The following is a 19,615-nucleotide window of genomic DNA, read 5'->3' as shown; positions in this document are numbered from 1 at the left end:
TGCTACAGTTTATTACGCGTTGTCGCCAAACCAACAGATATTACGTGCGGCCATAATCAGCTCGCCGGCTTGCTCATCGCTAAGCCCTTCAATATCAGCCAGATCGTCAACACCCTGCTCGGCAAGATCTTCCAGCGTACAAACCCCACGCGCGGCCAGTTTAAAGGCCATGCTGCGCTCAAGACCCGGCAGGTTGAGCAAATCGTCAGCAGGTTTTTGGTCGCCCAGGCTTTCTTCTTGTGCCAGGGCCAGCGTGGTCAATGCAGCTTTGGCGCGATCGCGCAACGCTTCAACCATATCTTCATCCAGACCGTCGATTTCCAGCAGCTCTTTGATTGGCACGTAAGCCAACTCTTCCAGAGTAGAGAAGCCTTCTTCAACCAGTACGGTGGCGAAATCTTCGTCAATATCAAGATGTTTGGTGAAGGTATCAATGGCGGCATGAGCTTCGGCCTGGTGCTTGGCCTGCAGATCGTCCGCCGTCATCACGTTCAGTTCCCAACGGTCATCGTCACGATGCTGTTTTAACAACTGGGATGCCAAACGCACGTTTTGGCCATTACGGCCGATCGCCTGTGCCAGATTGCTGGCTTCAACGGCGATATCCATGGTGCAATTATCTTCATCAACCACGATTGAGGCAACGTCTGCCGGCGCCATGGCGTTGATGACGAACTGCGCAGGGTTATCATCCCACAGGATGATGTCGATACGTTCACCGCCGAGCTCGCTCGAAACGGCCTGAACGCGCGCACCGCGCATACCTACACAAGCGCCGACCGGGTCGATGCGTTTGTCGTTGGTTTTCACTGCAATTTTTGCACGGGAGCCAGGATCGCGGGCCGCCGCTTTAATTTCGATCACTTCTTCGCCGATTTCCGGTACTTCGATGCGGAACAGTTCTTTCAGCATCTCAGCGCTGGAGCGGCTGACGAACAGCTGCGCGCCACGGGCTTCAGGACGAACGGCGTACAGGATACCGCGGATACGGTCGCCCGGACGGAAGTTTTCGCGTGGCAGCATGTCTTCACGGCCAATGACCGCTTCAGCGTTGCTACCCAGATCCAGCGCAATGCTGTCACGGTTAACTTTCTTCACCACGCCGGTGACGATTTCACCTTCGTGCTGGCGGAAGGCGTCAACCACCATCGCGCGCTCGGCTTCACGTACTTTCTGTACGATAACCTGTTTCGCGGTTTGAGTGGTGATACGGTCGAAGGTCACAGATTCAATCTGATCTTCGATGTAACCGCCCAGCTCGATGCCTGGCTCTTCATACTGTGCAGCTTCCAGCGTGATTTCACGCGTTGGCTGAGTCACTTCATCTACAGCGACCCAACGGCGGAAGGTGTCGAAATCGCCAGTTTTGCGGTCAATGCTGACGCGAACTTCGATTTCCTGCTCGTATTTTTTCTTGGTGGCGGTGGCTAATGCGGTTTCCAGCGCTTCGAAAATCTTCTCACGCGGAAGGGATTTTTCATTGGAAACAGCTTCAACAACAGCCAGAATCTCTTTATTCATCCTAGTTGCCTCATCCAAACTTTAAAAGTGGGGTACCAGGTTCGCTTTCTGGATATTGCTCAGCGCGAACACTTCATCTTTCCCTTCCACAGCAACCGTGATCATCTCGCCATCGACAGACTTGATAATGCCCTGCCATTTGCGACGGTTCTGTACGGCCATGCGCAAGACCAGGCTGACTTCGTCACCGAGGAAACGAGTATAGTGCTCGGCGGTGAACATCGGGCGATCAAGGCCAGGAGAGGAGACTTCCAAGTTGTAAGCGACTGTGATTGGCTCTTCAACGTCCAATACAGCGCTGACCTGGTGGCTGACATCAGCACAATCGTCAACATTGATGCCGTTTTCACTATCAATATAGATACGGAGCGTCGATTGGCGCGCACGAATAAATTCGATGCCTACAAGTTCAAAGCCCAACGCTTCTACCGGTGCCGAAAGCATCTCTGTTAATTTTTGCTCTAATGTGGACAAGCCCACCCCCAAGACATAAAAAAAGGGCCTAATAGCCCAGTGATTCTGTTGCCAAATAACAAAAAACCCCGAAAATTCGGGGCTTTATGCAACTGGACCCTGTTTGCCGCTAAGCGGCTTCGGTGCAACTTTCTAGCAAGTGTCATTTTCAAATGTTGATCGAGAAAAGCGGAATTCAATCGAAAAGTGTATTTGAAAATAAACACTTAAAGGAAAGTGGTTGCGGGGGCCGGATTTGAACCGACGACCTTCGGGTTATGAGCCCGACGAGCTACCAGGCTGCTCCACCCCGCGTCCGAAAACGTGGCAAATATTACGCCGATAATCGCAAAATAGCAAGTTATCTCTGGGATTTGGTACCGAGGATGGGACTCGAACCCACAAGCCCGTTAGGGCACTACCACCTCAAGGTAGCGTGTCTACCAATTCCACCACCTCGGTACTGATTCTTACTGCTAACGGTTGTTATTTATATCGAGGTAACAACAACCGTTTTCAAACTCTGTTACTGCTTGGCGCTTACTGCGGGATATCGCTGCTCGGCTTGGTTGGTGCTGCCGGCGCGGTAGTCTGCTCAGATTTCACTGGCTGACCCAAATTTTCCCACTCGCTGCCCTTCTTGGTCTGGTTGGTGCTCAGATTGCCAAGGATCAGACTGATGACGAAGAACAACGTCGCCAGCACAGCCGTCATGCGGGTCATGAAGTTGCCGGAACCACTCGAACCGAACAATGTGCCAGATGCACCTGCTCCGAATGAGGCTCCCATATCAGCGCCTTTACCTTGCTGCAGCATAATCAGAGCTACCAGCCCGATTGAGATCAGCAGGAAAATTACCAGAAGAGCTTCGTACATAGTTGTACCCGTATCCTTGCGGCTTCACCGCGTGCCAAATGCTTCACACCCCATAGGCTTCTTTTCTAACAAGAAGTCGCAGGCGTTATATCAAACTGCCCACTGAAGCGGGTGTGAATACTAACCAAAGGTGCCAAACCACGCAAGGGCAATTTGCAGCCACCGGCGCGTTTGCGGAAAAAAACACCAATAAAATTCGCAGGCTGTGATTTTAGGGGGCAACTGCCGCCCCCGAACTCATCAGCGCCCCATTAACCAGCGGACTTCACCGCATCGGCGATGCGATGCGCCAGCGCAGTCACCTGCTGCTCATCCTCACCTTCCACCATCACGCGGATCAGCGGTTCGGTACCGGACTTGCGCAGCAGAACGCGGCCGCGACCGGCCAATTCCACTTCAACCTGCTCGGTGATTTTACGCACTTCTTCGGATTCCAGTGGGTTATGCTCGCCGGCAAAGCGCACGTTGACCAGAATTTGCGGCAACAATTTCATGCCGCTGCACAGGTCGTGCAGACTCATACTGTTACGAACAATCGCAGTCAGCACCTGCAGACCGGCAACGATGCCGTCACCCGTGGTGGTCTTGTCCAACAGGATCACGTGGCCGGAATTTTCCGCACCGATACGCCATCCCAACTCCTGCAGCTTCTCCAGTACGTAGCGGTCGCCGACTTTCGCACGTGCAAATGGGATACCCAACTGCTTGAGCGCCAATTCCAGACCCATGTTGCTCATCAGCGTGCCAACCGCACCACCGCGCAACTGGCCCTGACGCAGCCCTTCACGAGCGATGATATACAGGATTTGGTCGCCATCGACCTTGTTGCCAAGGTGATCAACCATCATCACACGGTCGCCGTCACCGTCAAATGCCAGGCCGACATGGGCTTTTTCCTGCAGTACGCGCTCCTGTAATTGACGAACATCAGTCGCGCCGCACTTTTCATTGATATTCATGCCGTCCGGCTCAACGCCGATGGCAATCACCGTGGCACCCAACTCACGCAGCACGCTTGGCGCAATGTGATAGGTCGCACCGTTGGCGCAGTCCACCACGATTTTCAGGCCCTTCAGGCTCAATTCGCTCGGGAAGGTGCCTTTGCAGAATTCGATATAGCGGCCGGCAGCGTCGATGATTCGGCTGGCCTTGCCCAATTCGGAGGATTCCACGCAGGTCAGCGGCTTTTCCATTTCGGCTTCAATGGCTTCTTCAACATCGTCCGGCAGCTTGGCCCCATCAATCGAGAAAAACTTGATGCCGTTGTCGTAAAACGGGTTATGTGATGCCGAGATAACAATACCGGCTTCAGCACGGAAGGTACGCGTTAAATACGCCACCGCCGGCGTAGGCATTGGGCCGGTAAACGAAGCTGACAGCCCCGCAGCGGCAAGCCCGGCTTCCAACGCCGACTCCAGCATATAGCCGGAGATGCGGGTATCTTTGCCGATAATAATTTTGCGAGATCCGTGACGTGCCAGTACCTTACCCGCCGCCCAGCCCAGCTTCAGAACGAATTCCGGGGTAATAGGAGTATCGCCGACCTTGCCACGAATACCGTCGGTACCAAAATATTTGCGCTCGCTCATGTCTCTATCATCCCTTAGCTGAAAGTGTTGCCTCGACGACACGCATCGCCTCGACGGTTTCTTTAACGTCATGCACTCTGACAATCTGTGCGCCCTGCATGGCGGCAATCACCGCACAGGCCACGCTGCCGATGACCCGCTGATCGGGGGGCACATTCAGCAGTTGTCCAATCATCGACTTACGTGACATCCCCACCAACAACGGCAGGCCGAAGTGATGAAACTCTGACAATCTGGCCAGAAGCTGATAATTGTGCGCTAAATTCTTACCGAAACCGAATCCTGGGTCGAGCAGCAATTTCTGATTTGTAATCCCGGCGGCATTACAGCGTTCAATATGTCGCTGGAAAAAGGCGTTAACATCACCAATAAGGTCATCATAATGCGGCGCCTGCTGCATGGTGCGCGGTTCACCCTGCATATGCATCAGACACACCGGTAGCCCGCTTTCCGCGGCGGCAGCCAGCGCGCCCGGCTCCTGTAGCGAGCGAACGTCGTTGATCAGATGCGCCCCCGCCTGAGCCGACTCGCGGATCACCCCGGCTTTCGAGGTATCCACCGAGATAAAGACTTCAAAACGCCGGGCAATGGCTTCCACCACGGGCACTACGCGTGCGATCTCTTCGTCTTCACTAACCTCTGCCGCTCCCGGTCTGGTCGACTCGCCCCCCACATCAATCATGGTCGCACCCGCCGAAATCAGGGCATGGGCATGCAACAACGCCTGATTTAGAGTGTTGTGTTGGCCGCCGTCAGAAAAAGAATCCGGGGTTACGTTGAGGATCCCCATCACCCGCGGATGGGAAAGATCGAAAGTCGTGTCTCGCACGGTTAACTGCATTACTAATCCACCTTACTGTTGCCTGGTTCACTGCCCGCCGGACAATAAAAAACCCCGGCATGCCGGGGTTCGATGTTATTACACAGCCAAAGTTACTTGTCTAGCTGTTCAGACATGGTATTGCCTGGGTTTGGCGTGCGTGGCTCATCTACCGGCGTTGGGGCTTTTGGTGTGCCACCATTGTCGGAGTTGCTGCCTTTACTCGCATCGTCCCAACCCGCTGGCGGACGCACGTCTTTGCGGTTCATCAGATCGTCGATCTGAGGCGCATCGATGGTTTCATACTTCATCAGTGCATCCTTCATTGAATGCAGGATGTCCATGTTTTCCATCAACAACGCACGCGCACGGATGTAGTTGCGTTCGATCAGGGATTTAACTTCCTGGTCGATGATGCGCGCGGTTTCATCCGACATGTGTTTCGCCTTGGCCACGGAACGGCCCAGGAACACTTCGCCCTCTTCTTCCGCATACAGCAATGGCCCCAGCTTCTCGGAGAAGCCCCATTGGGTCACCATGTTGCGGGCAATCGAGGTCGCCACTTTAATGTCGTTCGACGCACCGGTAGAGACTTTCTCTGGCCCGTAGATGATTTCTTCAGCCAGACGACCACCGTACAGAGTTGAGATTTGGCTCTCCAGTTTCTGACGGCTGGCGCTGATAGCATCGCCTTCCGGCAGGAAGAAGGTAACCCCCAACGCACGGCCACGAGGAATAATGGTTACCTTGTGTACCGGATCGTGCTCAGGAACCAGACGGCCGATAATGGCGTGGCCTGCTTCGTGATACGCGGTCGACTCTTTCTGCGCTTCGGTCATCACCATGGAGCGACGTTCCGCACCCATCATGATCTTGTCTTTGGCTTTTTCGAACTCAACCATCGACACAACGCGTTTGTTGCCACGGGCAGCAAACAGTGCCGCTTCGTTGACCAGGTTAGCCAGGTCAGCCCCGGAGAAGCCCGGAGTACCACGTGCCAGAACTGAAGCATCAACATCCGGCGCCAAAGGCACGCGACGGGAGTGCACTTTCAGGATCTGCTCACGACCACGTACGTCTGGCAGACCAACAACAACCTGACGGTCGAAACGGCCTGGACGCAGCAATGCCGGGTCAAGTACGTCAGGACGGTTGGTCGCAGCGATGACGATAATGCCTTCGTTGCCTTCAAAGCCGTCCATTTCAACCAGCATCTGGTTCAGCGTTTGCTCACGTTCATCGTGACCGCCACCCAGACCGGCGCCACGCTGGCGACCGACGGCGTCGATTTCATCGATAAAGATGATGCACGGTGCCGCTTTCTTGGCCTGTTCGAACATGTCACGCACACGAGATGCACCAACACCCACGAACATTTCCACGAAGTCGGAACCGGAAATGGTGAAGAACGGCACTTTTGCCTCGCCGGCGATAGCTTTCGCCAACAGCGTTTTACCGGTCCCTGGAGGGCCAACCATCAGCACGCCTTTAGGGATCTTGCCGCCCAACTTCTGGAAACGGCTCGGCTCACGCAGGTATTCCACCAGTTCGCTCACTTCTTCTTTTGCTTCGTCGCAACCAGCAACGTCGGCAAAAGTGGTTTTGATCTGGTCTTCCGTTAACATGCGGGCCTTGCTCTTGCCGAAGGACATCGCGCCCTTGCCGCCGCCGCCCTGCATTTGCCGCATAAAGAAGATCCAAACCCCGATCAGCAACAGCATTGGGAACCACGAAATAAAGATAGAAGCCAGCAAACTCGGCTCTTCAGGTGGCTCACCAACAACTTTCACATTCTTGGTTAACAACGTATCCAGCAATTTCGGATCGTTGACAGGGATGTAGGTCGTGTATTTGTTACTGTCTTTCTTGGTAACGTTAATTTCACGTCCGTTGATTCGCGCTTCGCGAACCTGGTCCTGGGTCAGCTCGGACATGAAGGTAGAGTAATCCACCCTACGGCCATTCGACTCGCTGGGCCCAAAGCTCTGGAATACAGACATCAACACTACCGCGATGACTAACCAGAGAATTAGGTTTTTCGCCATGTCACTCAAGGGATTAACCTCATATTACAACTGTGTTAACAAACAGCGTTAGGGTACTACAGCTTGCGCCCTGTCGCTACAATGTACACTTCGCGCGAACGTGCGCGGGAAGCGTCTGGCTTACGAATCTTAACCTTCGTAAACAGGGAGCGAATTTCCCGTAGGTACTCGTCAAAACCATCTCCCTGGAACACCTTCACCAGGAAACTTCCGCCTGGTGCGAGGACATCACGACACATTCCCAGTGCTAATTCCACCAGGTACATCGATCTTGGAATATCGACGGCCGGAGTGCCACTCATATTCGGGGCCATGTCAGACATAACCACCTGAACCTTGCTTTCACCTACACGTTCCAACAGAGCCTTGAGCACCAGTTCATCACGAAAATCGCCCTGAAGGAAATCGACGCCAACGATAGGATCCATTGGCAAAATATCACAGGCGATGATGCGGCCGGAACCGCCGATCTGGGTCACGACATATTGCGACCAACCACCCGGTGCCGCACCTAAGTCCACTACGGTCATGCCGGGTTTAAACAGTTTGTCACTCTGCTGTATTTCATCAAGTTTAAACCAGGCGCGCGAACGCAGCCCTTTTTTCTGCGCCTGTTGAACATATTTATCGCTAAAGTGTTCTTGTAACCAGCGACTGGAGCTAGCAGAACGCTTTTTATTAGCCATCTCGTTTTCCAACTATCATAAAAAGAGTCTTAATGTCAGGTTCGCAGCTCACGTAGACTCACACCGGTGAAGACCGATTTGGTGATATACATGAGATGGCGGTAGAATGTACCGTTTTCAATCCCAACTTAAGCAAAAAAGACAATGAATCTGAATAATAAACAAAAACAGCACCTGAAAGGCCTGGCGCATCCGTTAAAACCGGTTGTCATGCTGGGTAATAACGGTCTCACCGAAGGGGTGCTGGCTGAAATTGAACAGGCTCTGGAGCATCATGAGCTGATCAAGGTAAAAATCGCTGCTGAAGATCGCGAAACCAAAACCCTGATCGCCGACGCTATCGTGCGTGAAACGGGTGCCTGCAACGTGCAAGTCATCGGCAGTACGCTTATTCTTTACCGCCCTTCTAAAGAGCGCAAGATCAGTCTACCGCGTTAATAAGCATTGGGTTAACGAAAAGGTGCCATGCACCTGATTCAGATAAAAGGCCGCGTGCGGCCTTTTTCCTTTCTTTACAAAACCCTGGCGATTTTCTGAACGAATGCAGAGCGATCAGAGATAATCAACCTTCAAGATCTCATAATCGACATCGCCACCCGGGGTTTTTATCACTACCACGTCATCCACTTCTTTACCGATCAAACCACGCGCCATCGGTGAATTGACCGAAATCAGATTTTTCTTGAAATCGGCCTCATCGTCGCCAACGATGCGGTAGGTCACTTCTTCTTCGCTATCGAGGTTCATCACCGATACGGTGGAGCCAAAAATCACGCGGCCATTGTTGGGCATCTTGGTGATATCGATCACCTGCGCGTTGGACAACTTGGCTTCAATTTCCTGGATACGCCCTTCGCAGAAACCCTGCTGCTCACGAGCGGCGTGGTACTCTGCGTTTTCTTTCAAATCGCCGTGTTCACGGGCGTCAGCGATATCCGCAATGATTTTCGGACGGCGCACGCCTTTTAAATATTCGAGTTCTTCGCGCAGTTTTTCAGCGCCAAACAAGGTCATCGGAATCTGTTTCATAAGCTAAATACCTCTAAATCCTTCCTGTTCAAATAACCGTCATCCTGACGTGTTCGAATGAAAAAACGGTGGCTACATGCCCCCCGCCTCCAGGCGACAAACAAAAGAAGCCTGACTCGGAACAGTTGCCCAAGTCAGGATCGATTTTGCATTTTGATACGCATTTTAGCTTAGAGTTCCTTGAGGGTCATCGTTTACTTTTTCCCTGAATGCACCGTAGTATGACGGCACGTTATCCAGCTGTTATCCCGAGATTATGCGTTTTTCACGAATTGTCAGTGCATTGGCTTGCGCATTTGTTCTAAATGCGAATGCGGCCCCGGTTGAAGATTACACACAATATTTGCCTGATGGGGCCAACCTTGCCCTGGTAGTTCAGAAGATCGGCGCAGACGCACCGACCATCGATTATCACTCTCAGCAAATGGCGTTGCCGGCCAGTACCCAGAAAGTGCTGACCGCGCTGGCTGCATTATTGCAGCTCGGCCCCGACTATCGCTTCACCACCACGCTGGAAAGCCAGGGTGATATCAGTGACGGCGTGCTGCGTGGCAACCTGATTGCCCGCTTCAGCGGCGATCCGACCTTTAAGCGCCAAAGCCTGCGTAACATGGTGGCGATCCTGAAAAAGCAGGGTGTCCGCCAGATCACCGGCGATGTGCTGGTCGATACTTCGGTATTCGCCAGCCATGACAAAGCCCCCGGCTGGCCGTGGAACGACCTGACCCAGTGCTTCAGCGCACCGCCGGCAGCGGCGATAGTCGATCGCAACTGTTTCTCTGTGTCGTTGTACAGCGCGCCAAATCCGGGCGATATGGCCTTTATTCGCGTGGCCTCGTATTACCCGGTCAATATGTTCAGCCAGGTGCGTACGCTGGCGAAAGGCTCCGCAGATGCCCAATATTGTGAGCTGGATGTGGTGCCGGGCGAGTTGAATCGCTTTACTCTGACCGGCTGTCTGACCCAACGCAGCGATCCGCTGCCGCTGGCCTTCGCCATTCAGGATGGTGCCAGCTATGCCGGGGCTATTTTGAAAGATGAGCTGACGCAGGCCGGCATTCAGATCGACGGCCACCTGAAGCGTCAGACCCAACCTGGCCTGAAGGGAACGGTGATCGCACAGGCTCAATCGGCGCCTCTGCACGAATTGCTGAAGATCATGCTGAAGAAATCGGACAACATGATTGCCGATACCGTATTCCGCACTATCGGCCATGAACGTTTTGGCGTGCCGGGCACCTGGCGTGCCGGTGCCGATGCCGTGCGTCAGGTACTTCGTCAGAAAGCCGGTGTCGATTTGGGCAACAGCATCGTGGTGGACGGCTCAGGCCTGTCACGCCATAACCTGCTGGCCCCGGCAACCATGATGCAGGCGTTGCAGTACATCGCGCAGCATGACAGTGAGCTGAACTTTATTTCAATGCTGCCGCTGTCTGGCTATGACGGCACCTTACGTTACCGTGGCGGCCTGCATGAAGCCGGTGTCGACGGGAAGGTTTCCGCTAAAACCGGGGCGTTGCAAGGCGTGTACAACCTGGCCGGGTTTATCACCACCGCCAGCGGCCAGCGTTTTGCATTCGTACAGTATCTGTCGGGCTATGCCGTGCCGCCGGAAGATCAAAAACAGCGCCGCGCTCCACTGGTGCGTTTCGAAAGCCGTCTGTACCGGGATATTTATCAGAATAACTGAGGGTTACGATGAAACTGCTGATTGTTGAAGACGATGAGCTGCTGCAGCAAGGCCTGGCCCTGGCATTAGCTGGGGAGGGCTATGCCTGCGACTGCGCGGCTACGGCGGCGGAGGCCAATGCCCTGCTCCTCACCAGTCAGTACAGCATGATTATCCTCGATCTGGGCCTGCCTGACATGGACGGTGCCAGCCTGCTTCGGCAGTGGCGCCGTCAGCAAGTCGAGCTGCCGGTGCTGATCCTGACCGCTCGCGATGCGCTTGAAGACCGTGTTGATGGGCTGGATGCCGGCGCCGACGATTATCTGGTGAAACCCTTCGCGTTGGTTGAACTGCAGGCGCGCGTGCGGGCGCTGATCCGTCGCTATCAGGGTCACAGTGACAACCTCATGCAGCTCGATGACCTCCAACTCAATCTCTCCAGTCAGCAGGTTTATGTTCAACAACAGCCGGTGGAAGTCACCCCGAAAGAGTTCGCCATCCTGTCACGTCTGATGATGCGCGCCGGGCAAACGGTCAATCGTGAACTGCTGCAGCAGGATCTCTATACCTGGCAGGACGATTTGGGCTCCAACACGCTGGAAGTACATATCCATAATCTGCGTCGCAAATTGGGTAAAGATCGCATCCGTACCGTTCGCGGTATCGGCTATCGTCTGGAGTCCTCATCATGATCAGCATGCGCCGTCGTCTGTTGTTGATGCTGGCGCTGATCCTTTTGGTCACCCAGCTTATCAGTGCCTTTTGGTTGTGGCATGAAAGCCAGGAGCAAATCAGCTTCCTGGTGGATGAAACCCTGTCGGCCAAGGTTCGCACCGAGCGTGTCGATACGGAAATCGCCGAAGCAATAGCCTCACTGCTCGCCCCTTCACTGATCATGATGGTCGTGACTTTGCTCGCCTCATTTTGGGCTATCAGTTGGATAATCCGCCCGCTCAATCAGTTGCAACAACGGCTGGAAAAGCGTTCCGCCGATAACCTGACGCCGCTGCCGCTCAACAGCGACAGCCTCGAAATAATGTCGGTCACCACTACGCTCAACCAATTGTTCTCGCGGCTGGATAACACCATCCAGCAGGAACGGCTGTTTACTGCCGACGCCGCTCATGAGCTACGCACCCCTCTGGCGGGGATCCGCCTGCATCTGGAGTTAATGGAAAAACAGGGGGTCCCGCAAAGTAGGCCACTGATTAAGCGCATTGACCAACTGATGCACACCGTCGAACAATTGCTGATGCTTGCACGCGCCGGGCAAGATTTTGCTAGTGGCCATTATCAACGCTTCGATTGGGTGAGCGATGTGATCCAACCGCTGCGGGAAGAACTCGAGGAGTTGGCCACACAACGCGGGCAAAGTTTGCAATGGCAGCTTCCGACCACCGCCCCGGTGCATGGTGACCCGGTACTGTTACGTCTGCTGCTGCGTAACCTGGTGGAAAATGCCCATCGATATAGCCCTGAGGGCAGCAGGATCCAGGTACAACTTTCTGCGCAGGAACGCGGTTACCGACTACAGGTGATCGATGAAGGTCCGGGCGTCAAAGAGGAAACAGCGGGTGAACTCACGCAGGCCTTCCGCCGTATGGATCAACGCTATGGCGGCAGTGGGTTGGGATTGAATATCGTAACTCGTATTGTGCAGCTGCATCAGGGGCGTTTAACGTTGCAAAACCGTCGGGATACCAGCGGGCTCGATGCACGATGCTGGCTCCCGGAAAACGCCCTGAAATAAAAAAAGGGCCCAGTGTTAACTGAGCCCCTCTCTTCACAAGATTACTTCTGGTAAATGATTTCAACGCCTTCGTCGTCTTCTTCATCCCAGTCGTCATCCCAGTCGTCATCCGCTTCAGCTTCCACTTCAGCGATCTGTTCACGGTGATAATCATCCCACATGAACTCGACTTTCTCCGGCGCGCTTTCTTCAATTGCCATGGCTTTCGGTTGGGTATTGATAAACTTCATCACATCCCAGCACAGCGCGTTGACGCCTTCACGATTGACGGCGGAGATCATGTAATACTTACCTTCCCAGCCCATGCCCTCTGCAATCGCCTTGGCACGTTCGGCAGCTTCTTCTTCACCAATCACATCAATCTTGTTGAAAACCAGCCAGCGTGGCTTCTGCGACAGATTCTCGCTGTACTGATTCAATTCGTTGATGATGATTTTGGCGTTTTCTACCGGATCAGATTCATCGATCGGGGCGATATCCACCAGGTGCAACAGCACGCGGCAGCGCTCCAGATGCTTCAGGAAGCGAATACCCAGGCCAGCGCCGTCAGAGGCACCTTCGATCAGCCCCGGAATATCGGCAACCACGAAGCTTTGCTCGTGATCCATACGTACCACACCCAGGCTTGGCACCAGAGTGGTAAACGGATAGTCGGCAACTTTTGGCTTTGCAGCAGAGACTGCACGGATAAAGGTCGACTTGCCGGCGTTCGGCAGGCCTAACATACCCACATCCGCCAGCAGCAACAGCTCCAGCAGGATGTCACGAGCCTCACCGGCGGTGCCCAGCGTTTTCTGGCGCGGAGCACGGTTAACGGATGATTTAAAACGGGTGTTGCCCAAACCGTGCCAACCGCCCTTCGCCACCATCAGACGCTGCTCGTGACGGGTCATGTCGCCGAGGATTTCGCCGGTGCCCTGATCCTGCACGCGAGTACCAACCGGAACCTTGATGGTAATATCTTTGCCACGCTTACCGGTACAGTCACGGCTCTGACCATTCTGGCCACGTTCGGCGCGGAAAGATTTCTCAAAGCGGTAGTCGATCAGCGTGTTGAGGTTTTCGTCCGCCAACAGATAGACGTCGCCGCCATCGCCGCCGTCACCGCCATCAGGCCCGCCGTTCGGGATATATTTTTCGCGACGGAAGCTGACGCAACCATTACCACCGTCACCTGCAACGACCAAGATCGCTGCTTCATCTACAAACTTCATTTACCGTCTCCGTAAATCATTCACCGGGCTGCTTCAAAGGAGCAACCAGGCGGGGTTCTGCCCGTCGCGGCCACCAACGGTGACCAATTGCGGAAAACATGGCGCCCGCTACCACTACGAAAGCACCGACATAGCCGACGACATTTAAGGTCGGGGCGGCGAATACGTGTGGCCAGGCCAGCGCCAATAAATCTGAAAAAAGCAGGGTAAACAGCGGTGTCAGCGTAACTAACGCACTCACCTGTGCCGCCTGCCAGCGCGCCATTGCTTCAGCCAGCGCACCATAACCAATCAACGTGTTGGCACCACAGAACAGCAAACAGGCTAATTGCCAGCCGCTGAGCTGGAAAATCCCCTCCGGCCTGGCCAGAGGAAATAACGCCACTGCACATAAAGTGTACAACATTACCAGAATTTGCGGCGAGGCTAATCGACGCAGCAACACTTTCTGCGCAACGCCATAAGTGACCCAGACCATTGCCGCACACACCCCTAACAACACCCCAAGGGTGTAATCTGTCAGGCGGGTGAAAATCTCAATCAGGCTGACGTTGAAAAACAACAGCAACCCGCAGATCAGCATCAGCGCACCAATCACCTGAGTGATGCGCATCCGCTCTTTTAAAATCAGCACGCTGGCAAACATCATGCCGACCGGCGATAACTGGCCGATCACCTGTGATGCTGTCGGGCTGAGATACTGCAGCGAAGAGCTGAAGAAAATAAAATTCCCCAGCAGGCCTGCGGTGGCGATGGCCAGAATCAACAACCAGCGCGGTTGACGGAACAGGGTCACCGGCGGCAACTTGCCGCGCACGGCCAAAATAAGCCCCAACCCAAGTGCAGCCATGGTAAATCGATACCAAACGATGGTAAACGGATCCATCACTACCAGCACTTCTTTCATCGCAATCGGCAATGCGCCCCAGCAAACTGCCGTAGTCACCGCCAGAGAAATGCCAATTCCGACCTGCTGTTTTGTTTCCATCTTACCTTTGCCAGCGCTGACGGGCCGATGCATAAGCAGCCCATAAATGTAAAAAGCCCCGCAACGAATTGCGGGGCTTACATCTATTTAGTAAGGCTCGAAAAATTATTCAGCTTCGATGCTGATAAATTTACGATTGCTCGGGCCTTTAACTTCGAATTTGACTTTACCGTCTTTCAAAGCAAACAGAGTGTGGTCTTTGCCGCAACCCACGTTGGTACCAGCGTGGAATTTAGTGCCGCGCTGACGAACGATGATGCTGCCTGCCAGTACTGCTTCGCCGCCAAAGCGTTTTACGCCCAGACGTTTAGCTTCTGAATCGCGACCGTTACGAGTCGAGCCGCCAGCCTTTTTGTGTGCCATTAATCTGCTCCCCTAACTTAAGCGCTGATGCCGGTGATTTTAACGTCAGTGAACCACTGACGGTGGCCCTGCTGCTTACGATGGTGCTTACGACGACGAAACTTAACGATCTTAATTTTCTCGCCACGACCGTGAGCAACGACTTCAGCTTTGATCTTACCGCCATCGACGTAAGGAACGCCGATTTTGATATCTTCGCCATTAGCGATCATCAGAATCTGGTCAAACTCAACTGCTTCACCAGTTGCGATGTCCAGCTTTTCCAAGCGAATGGTTTGACCTTCGCTTACTCGGTGTTGTTTACCACCACTTTGGAAAACCGCGTACATATAAAACTCCGCTTTCCGCGTGCCCAACTGTTCAGTACAGAGCGCGCTATAAATATTCACAATAGGGCGCGAATTCTACGCAATAATCCAGCGTATGACAAGAGCAGAATAAGACCAGAAGCAGAAAAAAGAAGAAAAAAAGCACAGTTTCTTTCATGGCGTTTATCTGAGCCGTTTTTCAAGTACAATCAGGGGGACAGTTACCGCCATGTACCGATGTGAGCAGCGATCTCAACGCGGTGAAGAGAAACACAGCTGAAAAAAATACAATGAACCTAGAGCAAATTACCGAGTTAACCGCGCAAGATATGGCGGCCGTGAACGCAACAATTCTCGAACAGCTGAATTCCGATGTCACGCTCATCAATCAGCTTGGCTATTACATTATCAGTGGTGGCGGTAAACGCATCCGCCCGATGATCGCCGTTCTGGCGGCGCGGGCTTTGCATTATCAGGGTGATAAACACATTACCGTTGCCGCGCTGATCGAATTCATTCACACCGCTACTCTACTGCATGATGACGTGGTGGATGAATCAGATATGCGCCGCGGCAAGGCCACCGCCAATGCCGCCTTCGGCAATGCCGCCAGCGTCCTGGTCGGCGACTTCATCTATACGCGTGCTTTCCAGATGATGACCAGTCTGGAATCGCTGCGCGTATTGGCACTGATGTCTGAGGCGGTTAACGTGATTGCCGAAGGTGAAGTTCTGCAGTTAATGAACGTCAACGATCCTGACATTACCGAAGAAAGCTACATGCGGGTGATCTACAGTAAAACCGCACGTCTGTTTGAAGCGGCGGCGCAATCTTCGGCGATCCTGTCAGACGCAAGCGTTGCTGAAGAAAAAGCACTGCAGGATTACGGTCGCTATCTTGGCACCGCTTTCCAGTTGATCGACGATCTGCTCGATTACAGTGCCGACGGCAGTACACTGGGCAAAAATACCGGTGACGATCTCAATGAAGGAAAGCCGACATTGCCGCTACTGCACGCCATGCATAACAGCGAGGGTGAGCAGAAAGCCATGATCCGCGGGGCGATTGAACAGGGTAACGGCCGTCATTTGCTGGAACCGGTGTTGCAAGCCATGCAGCAATGCGGCTCACTGGAGTATACCCGCCAACGGGCTGAGGAAGAGGCTGACAAGGCCATTGCCGCCTTGCAGGTTCTACCCGAATCGCCACATCGCTCCGCGCTGGAAGGATTAGCGCATCTTGCGGTCCAACGCGATTTTTAAGAAACTATAAGAATATTATTGTTTCCACAGACCCGCACTGCGGGTCTGATCATTTATCTGCTGAAATACGTGCCAGCAAGCTACCGATCCCTTCTCGTACCAAGAACGCCAATACCTTCTCACGTTCGCACTCTGTCAGGTGATAGTAGTACTCAATCCACACGACTAGCGGATCTTTGCGTTCAACCTGATAGCTGGCAGGCTCTTCTTTCAAAACCAGCAAATTGCGCGTTCCCGCAGGCAGGCTGTCAATATGGTATTCCAGCGCTTTCCCCTGCACGCCCTTGCGCCGACGGCTGTTCCAGCCTTCCCGACGTGCCATCAAATTTATTCCCTGTGGTGAGGAAGGTAATCCTGCCACGCCTGTCAGTTCCTTGGCGGCAAACCACTCTTTTTTCATAGCCATGTTCTCTGGGCAAAGTCGGCAAATATCTTTTTTTGGGAAATTTATGGGATATTTTTTAAGAAATTTAGTGGTATCCTAGTTTCCGTATAAGCGCTTCATGTTGTTCAAACGATTAATCTTGACCTGTTAGTTATACCACTAACAGAACTTTCGCTAATCAAAAAAGGAATGCAAACATGAACTCAAGGAACAAGGACTGGCATCCGGCGGATATCATTGCGGCTCTACGTAAGAAGGGGACAACACTGGCGGCGGTTTCGCGCAAGGCGGGGCTTAGCTCATCAACACTGGCAAACGCGCTGTCGCGCCCCTGGCCAAAAGGGGAATGGTTAATTGCTGAAGCACTTAACATCCATCCTGCGGAGATCTGGCCAAGCCGCTATTTCGACCCACATACCCATCACCTGCTGGATCGAAAAGCCCGCATCCGCACATAGCTACAGGCATAAAAAAACCGCCGGTACGCTGTCCGGCGGCCTATGCATACTCATGCACCACTGAATGATCAGTTATTGATAAACTTTTCGCCCAGTTCGATATCTTTGTGCAGAACATCCAGCATATCGTCCAGCGCTTTCTGCTCGAATGCGCTCAGAGTACCGATGTCCTTGCGTTCTTCAACGCCGTTCTTACCCAGCACCAGAGGCTGTGCGAAGAAGCGGGCATATTTGCCATCGCCTTCCACGTAAGCACACTCCACCACGCCTTTTTCGCCCTGCAGCGCACGAACCAGAGACAAGCCGAAACGCGCCGCCGCCTGGCCCATTGACAGAGTTGCAGACCCGCCGCCGGCTTTAGCTTCAACCACTTCAGTACCCGCATTCTGGATACGCTTGGTCAGATCAGCAACTTCCTGGTCAGTGAAGCTGACGCCCGGGATCTGTGACAACAACGGCAAGATAGTCACGCCAGAGTGCCCACCGATAACCGGTACGTTCAACTCTTCCGGCTGCTTGCCTTTCAGCTCGGCCACGAAGGTGTTGGAACGGATAATGTCCAGCGAGGTCACGCCAAACAGTTTGTTTTTGTCATACACGCCGGCTTTCTTCAGCACTTCTGCTGCGATAGCCACGGTGGTGTTAACCGGGTTGGTGATAATGCCGATGCAGGCTTTCGGGCAGGTTGTTGCCACTTGCTGGATCAGATTACGCACAATGCCCGCGTTCACGTTAAACAGATCTGAACGATCCATGCCTGGTTTACGTGCAACGCCGGCAGAGATCAGTACCACGTCTGCACCGTGCAGAGCTGGAGTAGCGTCTTCGCCACTGAAGCCTTTGATTTTAACTGCGGTTGGGATGTGGCTTAAGTCGACGGCAACGCCTGGGGTAACGGGGGCAATGTCGTAGAGAGAGAGTTCAGAACCTGAAGGAAGCTGGGTTTTGAGTAGAAGGGCGAGGGCCTGGCCGATACCGCCAGCAGCACCGAGAACTGCAACTTTCATCCTATACTCCTTTATTATCTTAAATATATAAAGCGCCGTGAATATGTTGGGTACGGACCTTAAATTATTACACCTTTAAAAACAATCTCTTAACAGTCTGTTTGAGAACTGGCGCAATAAATCGACCGATGTCGCGCTTATCTTAGATTAAATCGCTTATGCATTAAGGGCATAGCGCACACTAATCAAAAATACTGCGAGGTTATTCACGAGCAAGTTAACCGGCGGTTACATTACACCCTTACATAACATCAGAACAACATCATTTTAATAACATTTTCTTTACCACCACAGACGGATCCTTCGGTCATGGAAAGGGCATATTCATGGGATACGGATTTTGTTAAAATGCCGCCCTTTCCCCATTGTCCGGCCATTATTATTTTTTCCGGACGCCATTTTATTGCATAAAAATTCATTTATATGCATAATAATCACTTCTACTGTCAACATTCCACGGTGCAAAATGCGTAATCCCGCAAAGCAGGAAGATCTGATCAAAGCGTTTAAAGCGTTATTGAAAGAAGAAAAATTCAGTTCTCAAGGCGAGATCGTTTTGGCGCTGCAAGAAGAAGGCTTCGAAAACATCAACCAATCCAAAGTATCGCGCATGCTGACCAAGTTCGGCGCGGTGCGTACGCGTAATGCCAAAATGGAAATGGTGTATTGCCTTCCAGCCGAGCTCGGCGTGCCTACCACTACCAGCCCGCTGAAGAACCTGGTGCTGGACGTCGATCATAACGACGCCGTGGTGGTGATCCACACCAGCCCCGGCGCCGCGCAGTTAATTGCCCGCCTGCTGGACTCGCTGGGTAAATCAGAAGGTATTCTCGGCACCATCGCCGGTGACGACACTATTTTCGTAACCCCGGCCAGCAGCTTTACCGCTCGTCAGTTATACGAAGCCATCCTGTCGCTGTTCGAACAAGAGTTATGATGTAGTGCGCTAACAAAATGCGGCTAACCGTCGCGTTTTGTTAGCGCTTCTTTAACCCTATCCTTACCTTTCCCTCATTCCTTGCCACGTTTAAAACCAGATTCCTGTCGCGCTGCAGCACATTTCAATGACATTGGTACGTAACCAGTGATAGCTGCTGTGATCTTCCGCACTTTTGGTCAAAAGCACTTACCTTATTGAAATCACATAAATTTAACATTGAAAGATCGTTTTATAAGCGTTTTTTATTCCATA

The 19,615-nt window shown here is 53.0% G+C and carries 22 protein-coding genes and 2 tRNA genes; 7 read left to right on the top strand and 17 right to left on the bottom strand.

What is annotated here, in order from left to right; all coding sequences use genetic code 11:
• Window positions 1-12: 12 nt before the first annotated feature.
• The 9 genes from nusA to rlmE all read right to left on the bottom strand — a co-directional run bounded on the left by nusA (window position 13) and on the right by rlmE (window position 7,990).
• Window positions 13-1,521: a transcription termination factor NusA gene (gene nusA / locus SERS4_RS0102670; RefSeq protein WP_012004946.1), complete on the bottom strand. Its 1,509-nt coding sequence runs from the start codon at window positions 1,519-1,521 to the stop codon at window positions 13-15.
• A gap of 21 nt (window positions 1,522-1,542) precedes the next feature.
• Entirely contained in the window at window positions 1,543-1,995 is a 453-nt protein-coding gene (rimP, locus tag SERS4_RS0102665) for a ribosome maturation factor RimP (protein ID WP_012004945.1), read from the bottom strand.
• 217 nt (window positions 1,996-2,212) lie between these two features.
• Window positions 2,213-2,289, bottom strand: a tRNA-Met gene (locus SERS4_RS0102660).
• 60 nt (window positions 2,290-2,349) lie between these two features.
• Window positions 2,350-2,436, bottom strand: a tRNA-Leu gene (locus SERS4_RS0102655).
• 78 nt (window positions 2,437-2,514) lie between these two features.
• The gene (gene secG, locus SERS4_RS0102650) at window positions 2,515-2,850 is read right to left on the bottom strand and encodes a preprotein translocase subunit SecG (protein WP_012004944.1); all 336 of its coding nucleotides are present in this window, start codon (window positions 2,848-2,850) and stop codon (window positions 2,515-2,517) included.
• 251 nt (window positions 2,851-3,101) lie between these two features.
• On the bottom strand, window positions 3,102-4,439 hold the full coding sequence (gene glmM, locus SERS4_RS0102645) for a phosphoglucosamine mutase (RefSeq protein ID WP_012004943.1): 1,338 nt from the start codon (window positions 4,437-4,439) through the stop codon (window positions 3,102-3,104).
• Window positions 4,440-4,446: 7 nt separating this feature from the next.
• Window positions 4,447-5,280 carry a dihydropteroate synthase gene (folP, locus tag SERS4_RS0102640; RefSeq protein ID WP_017891382.1) on the bottom strand — a complete coding sequence of 278 codons (834 nt, stop codon included), beginning with the start codon at window positions 5,278-5,280 and terminating at the stop codon, window positions 4,447-4,449.
• Between the two features lie 92 nt (window positions 5,281-5,372).
• Complete coding sequence (ftsH, locus tag SERS4_RS0102635) at window positions 5,373-7,304, bottom strand: ATP-dependent zinc metalloprotease FtsH (RefSeq protein ID WP_012004941.1); 1,932 nt, start codon at window positions 7,302-7,304, stop codon at window positions 5,373-5,375.
• 56 nt (window positions 7,305-7,360) lie between these two features.
• A complete protein-coding gene (rlmE, locus tag SERS4_RS0102630; RefSeq protein WP_012004940.1) occupies window positions 7,361-7,990 on the bottom strand; it encodes a 23S rRNA (uridine(2552)-2'-O)-methyltransferase RlmE in 630 nt (209 codons plus the stop codon).
• Window positions 7,991-8,134: 144 nt separating this feature from the next.
• On the opposite strand from rlmE, the gene yhbY reads away from it, so the two are divergent.
• Window positions 8,135-8,428 (top strand): ribosome assembly RNA-binding protein YhbY, encoded by a 294-nt coding sequence (gene yhbY, locus SERS4_RS0102625; protein WP_004933536.1) that lies wholly within the window; start codon window positions 8,135-8,137, stop codon window positions 8,426-8,428.
• 114 nt (window positions 8,429-8,542) lie between these two features.
• Here yhbY and greA read toward each other — a convergent pair whose 3' ends face one another.
• Window positions 8,543-9,019, bottom strand: coding sequence for a transcription elongation factor GreA (greA, locus tag SERS4_RS0102620; RefSeq protein WP_012004939.1), 477 nt, complete (start codon window positions 9,017-9,019; stop codon window positions 8,543-8,545).
• Between the two features lie 256 nt (window positions 9,020-9,275).
• Here greA and dacB point away from each other — a divergent pair, with 256 nt between their 5' ends.
• From dacB to pmrB, 3 genes are read left to right on the top strand one after another with little or no spacing between them, the layout of a single operon-like run.
• A complete protein-coding gene (gene dacB, locus SERS4_RS0102615) occupies window positions 9,276-10,709 on the top strand; it encodes a serine-type D-Ala-D-Ala carboxypeptidase (protein WP_012004938.1) in 1,434 nt (477 codons plus the stop codon).
• 8 nt (window positions 10,710-10,717) lie between these two features.
• Window positions 10,718-11,380: a two-component system response regulator PmrA gene (gene pmrA / locus SERS4_RS0102610; RefSeq protein ID WP_012004937.1), complete on the top strand. Its 663-nt coding sequence runs from the start codon at window positions 10,718-10,720 to the stop codon at window positions 11,378-11,380.
• Window positions 11,377-12,438, top strand: coding sequence for a two-component system sensor histidine kinase PmrB (pmrB, locus tag SERS4_RS0102605; protein WP_017891380.1), 1,062 nt, complete (start codon window positions 11,377-11,379; stop codon window positions 12,436-12,438). The genes pmrA and pmrB overlap by 4 nt, the downstream gene beginning before the upstream one ends.
• 41 nt (window positions 12,439-12,479) lie before the next feature.
• Here the strand turns inward: pmrB and cgtA are convergent, their stop codons facing one another.
• The 4 genes from cgtA to rplU all read right to left on the bottom strand — a co-directional run bounded on the left by cgtA (window position 12,480) and on the right by rplU (window position 15,332).
• Window positions 12,480-13,652 carry an Obg family GTPase CgtA gene (cgtA, locus tag SERS4_RS0102600; RefSeq protein ID WP_017891379.1) on the bottom strand — a complete coding sequence of 391 codons (1,173 nt, stop codon included), beginning with the start codon at window positions 13,650-13,652 and terminating at the stop codon, window positions 12,480-12,482.
• Window positions 13,653-13,668: 16 nt separating this feature from the next.
• Window positions 13,669-14,640: a DMT family transporter gene (locus SERS4_RS0102595; protein ID WP_017891378.1), complete on the bottom strand. Its 972-nt coding sequence runs from the start codon at window positions 14,638-14,640 to the stop codon at window positions 13,669-13,671.
• 105 nt (window positions 14,641-14,745) lie between these two features.
• Entirely contained in the window at window positions 14,746-15,003 is a 258-nt protein-coding gene (gene rpmA / locus SERS4_RS0102590) for a 50S ribosomal protein L27 (RefSeq protein WP_004933559.1), read from the bottom strand.
• A gap of 17 nt (window positions 15,004-15,020) precedes the next feature.
• Complete coding sequence (rplU, locus tag SERS4_RS0102585; RefSeq protein WP_012004933.1) at window positions 15,021-15,332, bottom strand: 50S ribosomal protein L21; 312 nt, start codon at window positions 15,330-15,332, stop codon at window positions 15,021-15,023.
• A 269-nt stretch (window positions 15,333-15,601) separates the two neighbouring features.
• Here rplU and ispB point away from each other — a divergent pair, with 269 nt between their 5' ends.
• Entirely contained in the window at window positions 15,602-16,573 is a 972-nt protein-coding gene (ispB, locus tag SERS4_RS0102580) for an octaprenyl diphosphate synthase (protein ID WP_012004932.1), read from the top strand.
• 49 nt (window positions 16,574-16,622) lie between these two features.
• Here ispB and SERS4_RS0102575 read toward each other — a convergent pair whose 3' ends face one another.
• Window positions 16,623-16,973, bottom strand: coding sequence for a DNA-binding protein (locus SERS4_RS0102575; RefSeq protein WP_026142164.1), 351 nt, complete (start codon window positions 16,971-16,973; stop codon window positions 16,623-16,625).
• A 182-nt stretch (window positions 16,974-17,155) separates the two neighbouring features.
• On the opposite strand from SERS4_RS0102575, the gene SERS4_RS0102570 reads away from it, so the two are divergent.
• On the top strand, window positions 17,156-17,416 hold the full coding sequence (locus tag SERS4_RS0102570; RefSeq protein WP_012004930.1) for a helix-turn-helix transcriptional regulator: 261 nt from the start codon (window positions 17,156-17,158) through the stop codon (window positions 17,414-17,416).
• A gap of 68 nt (window positions 17,417-17,484) precedes the next feature.
• Here SERS4_RS0102570 and mdh read toward each other — a convergent pair whose 3' ends face one another.
• A complete protein-coding gene (mdh, locus tag SERS4_RS0102565) occupies window positions 17,485-18,423 on the bottom strand; it encodes a malate dehydrogenase (protein WP_012004929.1) in 939 nt (312 codons plus the stop codon).
• A 251-nt stretch (window positions 18,424-18,674) separates the two neighbouring features.
• Window positions 18,675-18,800 carry a hypothetical protein gene (locus SERS4_RS27385; RefSeq protein WP_256378001.1) on the bottom strand — a complete coding sequence of 42 codons (126 nt, stop codon included), beginning with the start codon at window positions 18,798-18,800 and terminating at the stop codon, window positions 18,675-18,677.
• A gap of 89 nt (window positions 18,801-18,889) precedes the next feature.
• On the opposite strand from SERS4_RS27385, the gene argR reads away from it, so the two are divergent.
• Window positions 18,890-19,360 carry a transcriptional regulator ArgR gene (gene argR, locus SERS4_RS0102560; protein WP_004952803.1) on the top strand — a complete coding sequence of 157 codons (471 nt, stop codon included), beginning with the start codon at window positions 18,890-18,892 and terminating at the stop codon, window positions 19,358-19,360.
• Window positions 19,361-19,615 lie beyond the last annotated feature (255 nt).

Origin of the sequence: Serratia sp. S4 (assembly GCF_000347995.1) — a bacterium.
GTDB lineage: Bacteria > Pseudomonadota > Gammaproteobacteria > Enterobacterales > Enterobacteriaceae > Serratia > Serratia quinivorans.
This window is presented reverse-complemented; position numbering and strand designations above follow the sequence as displayed.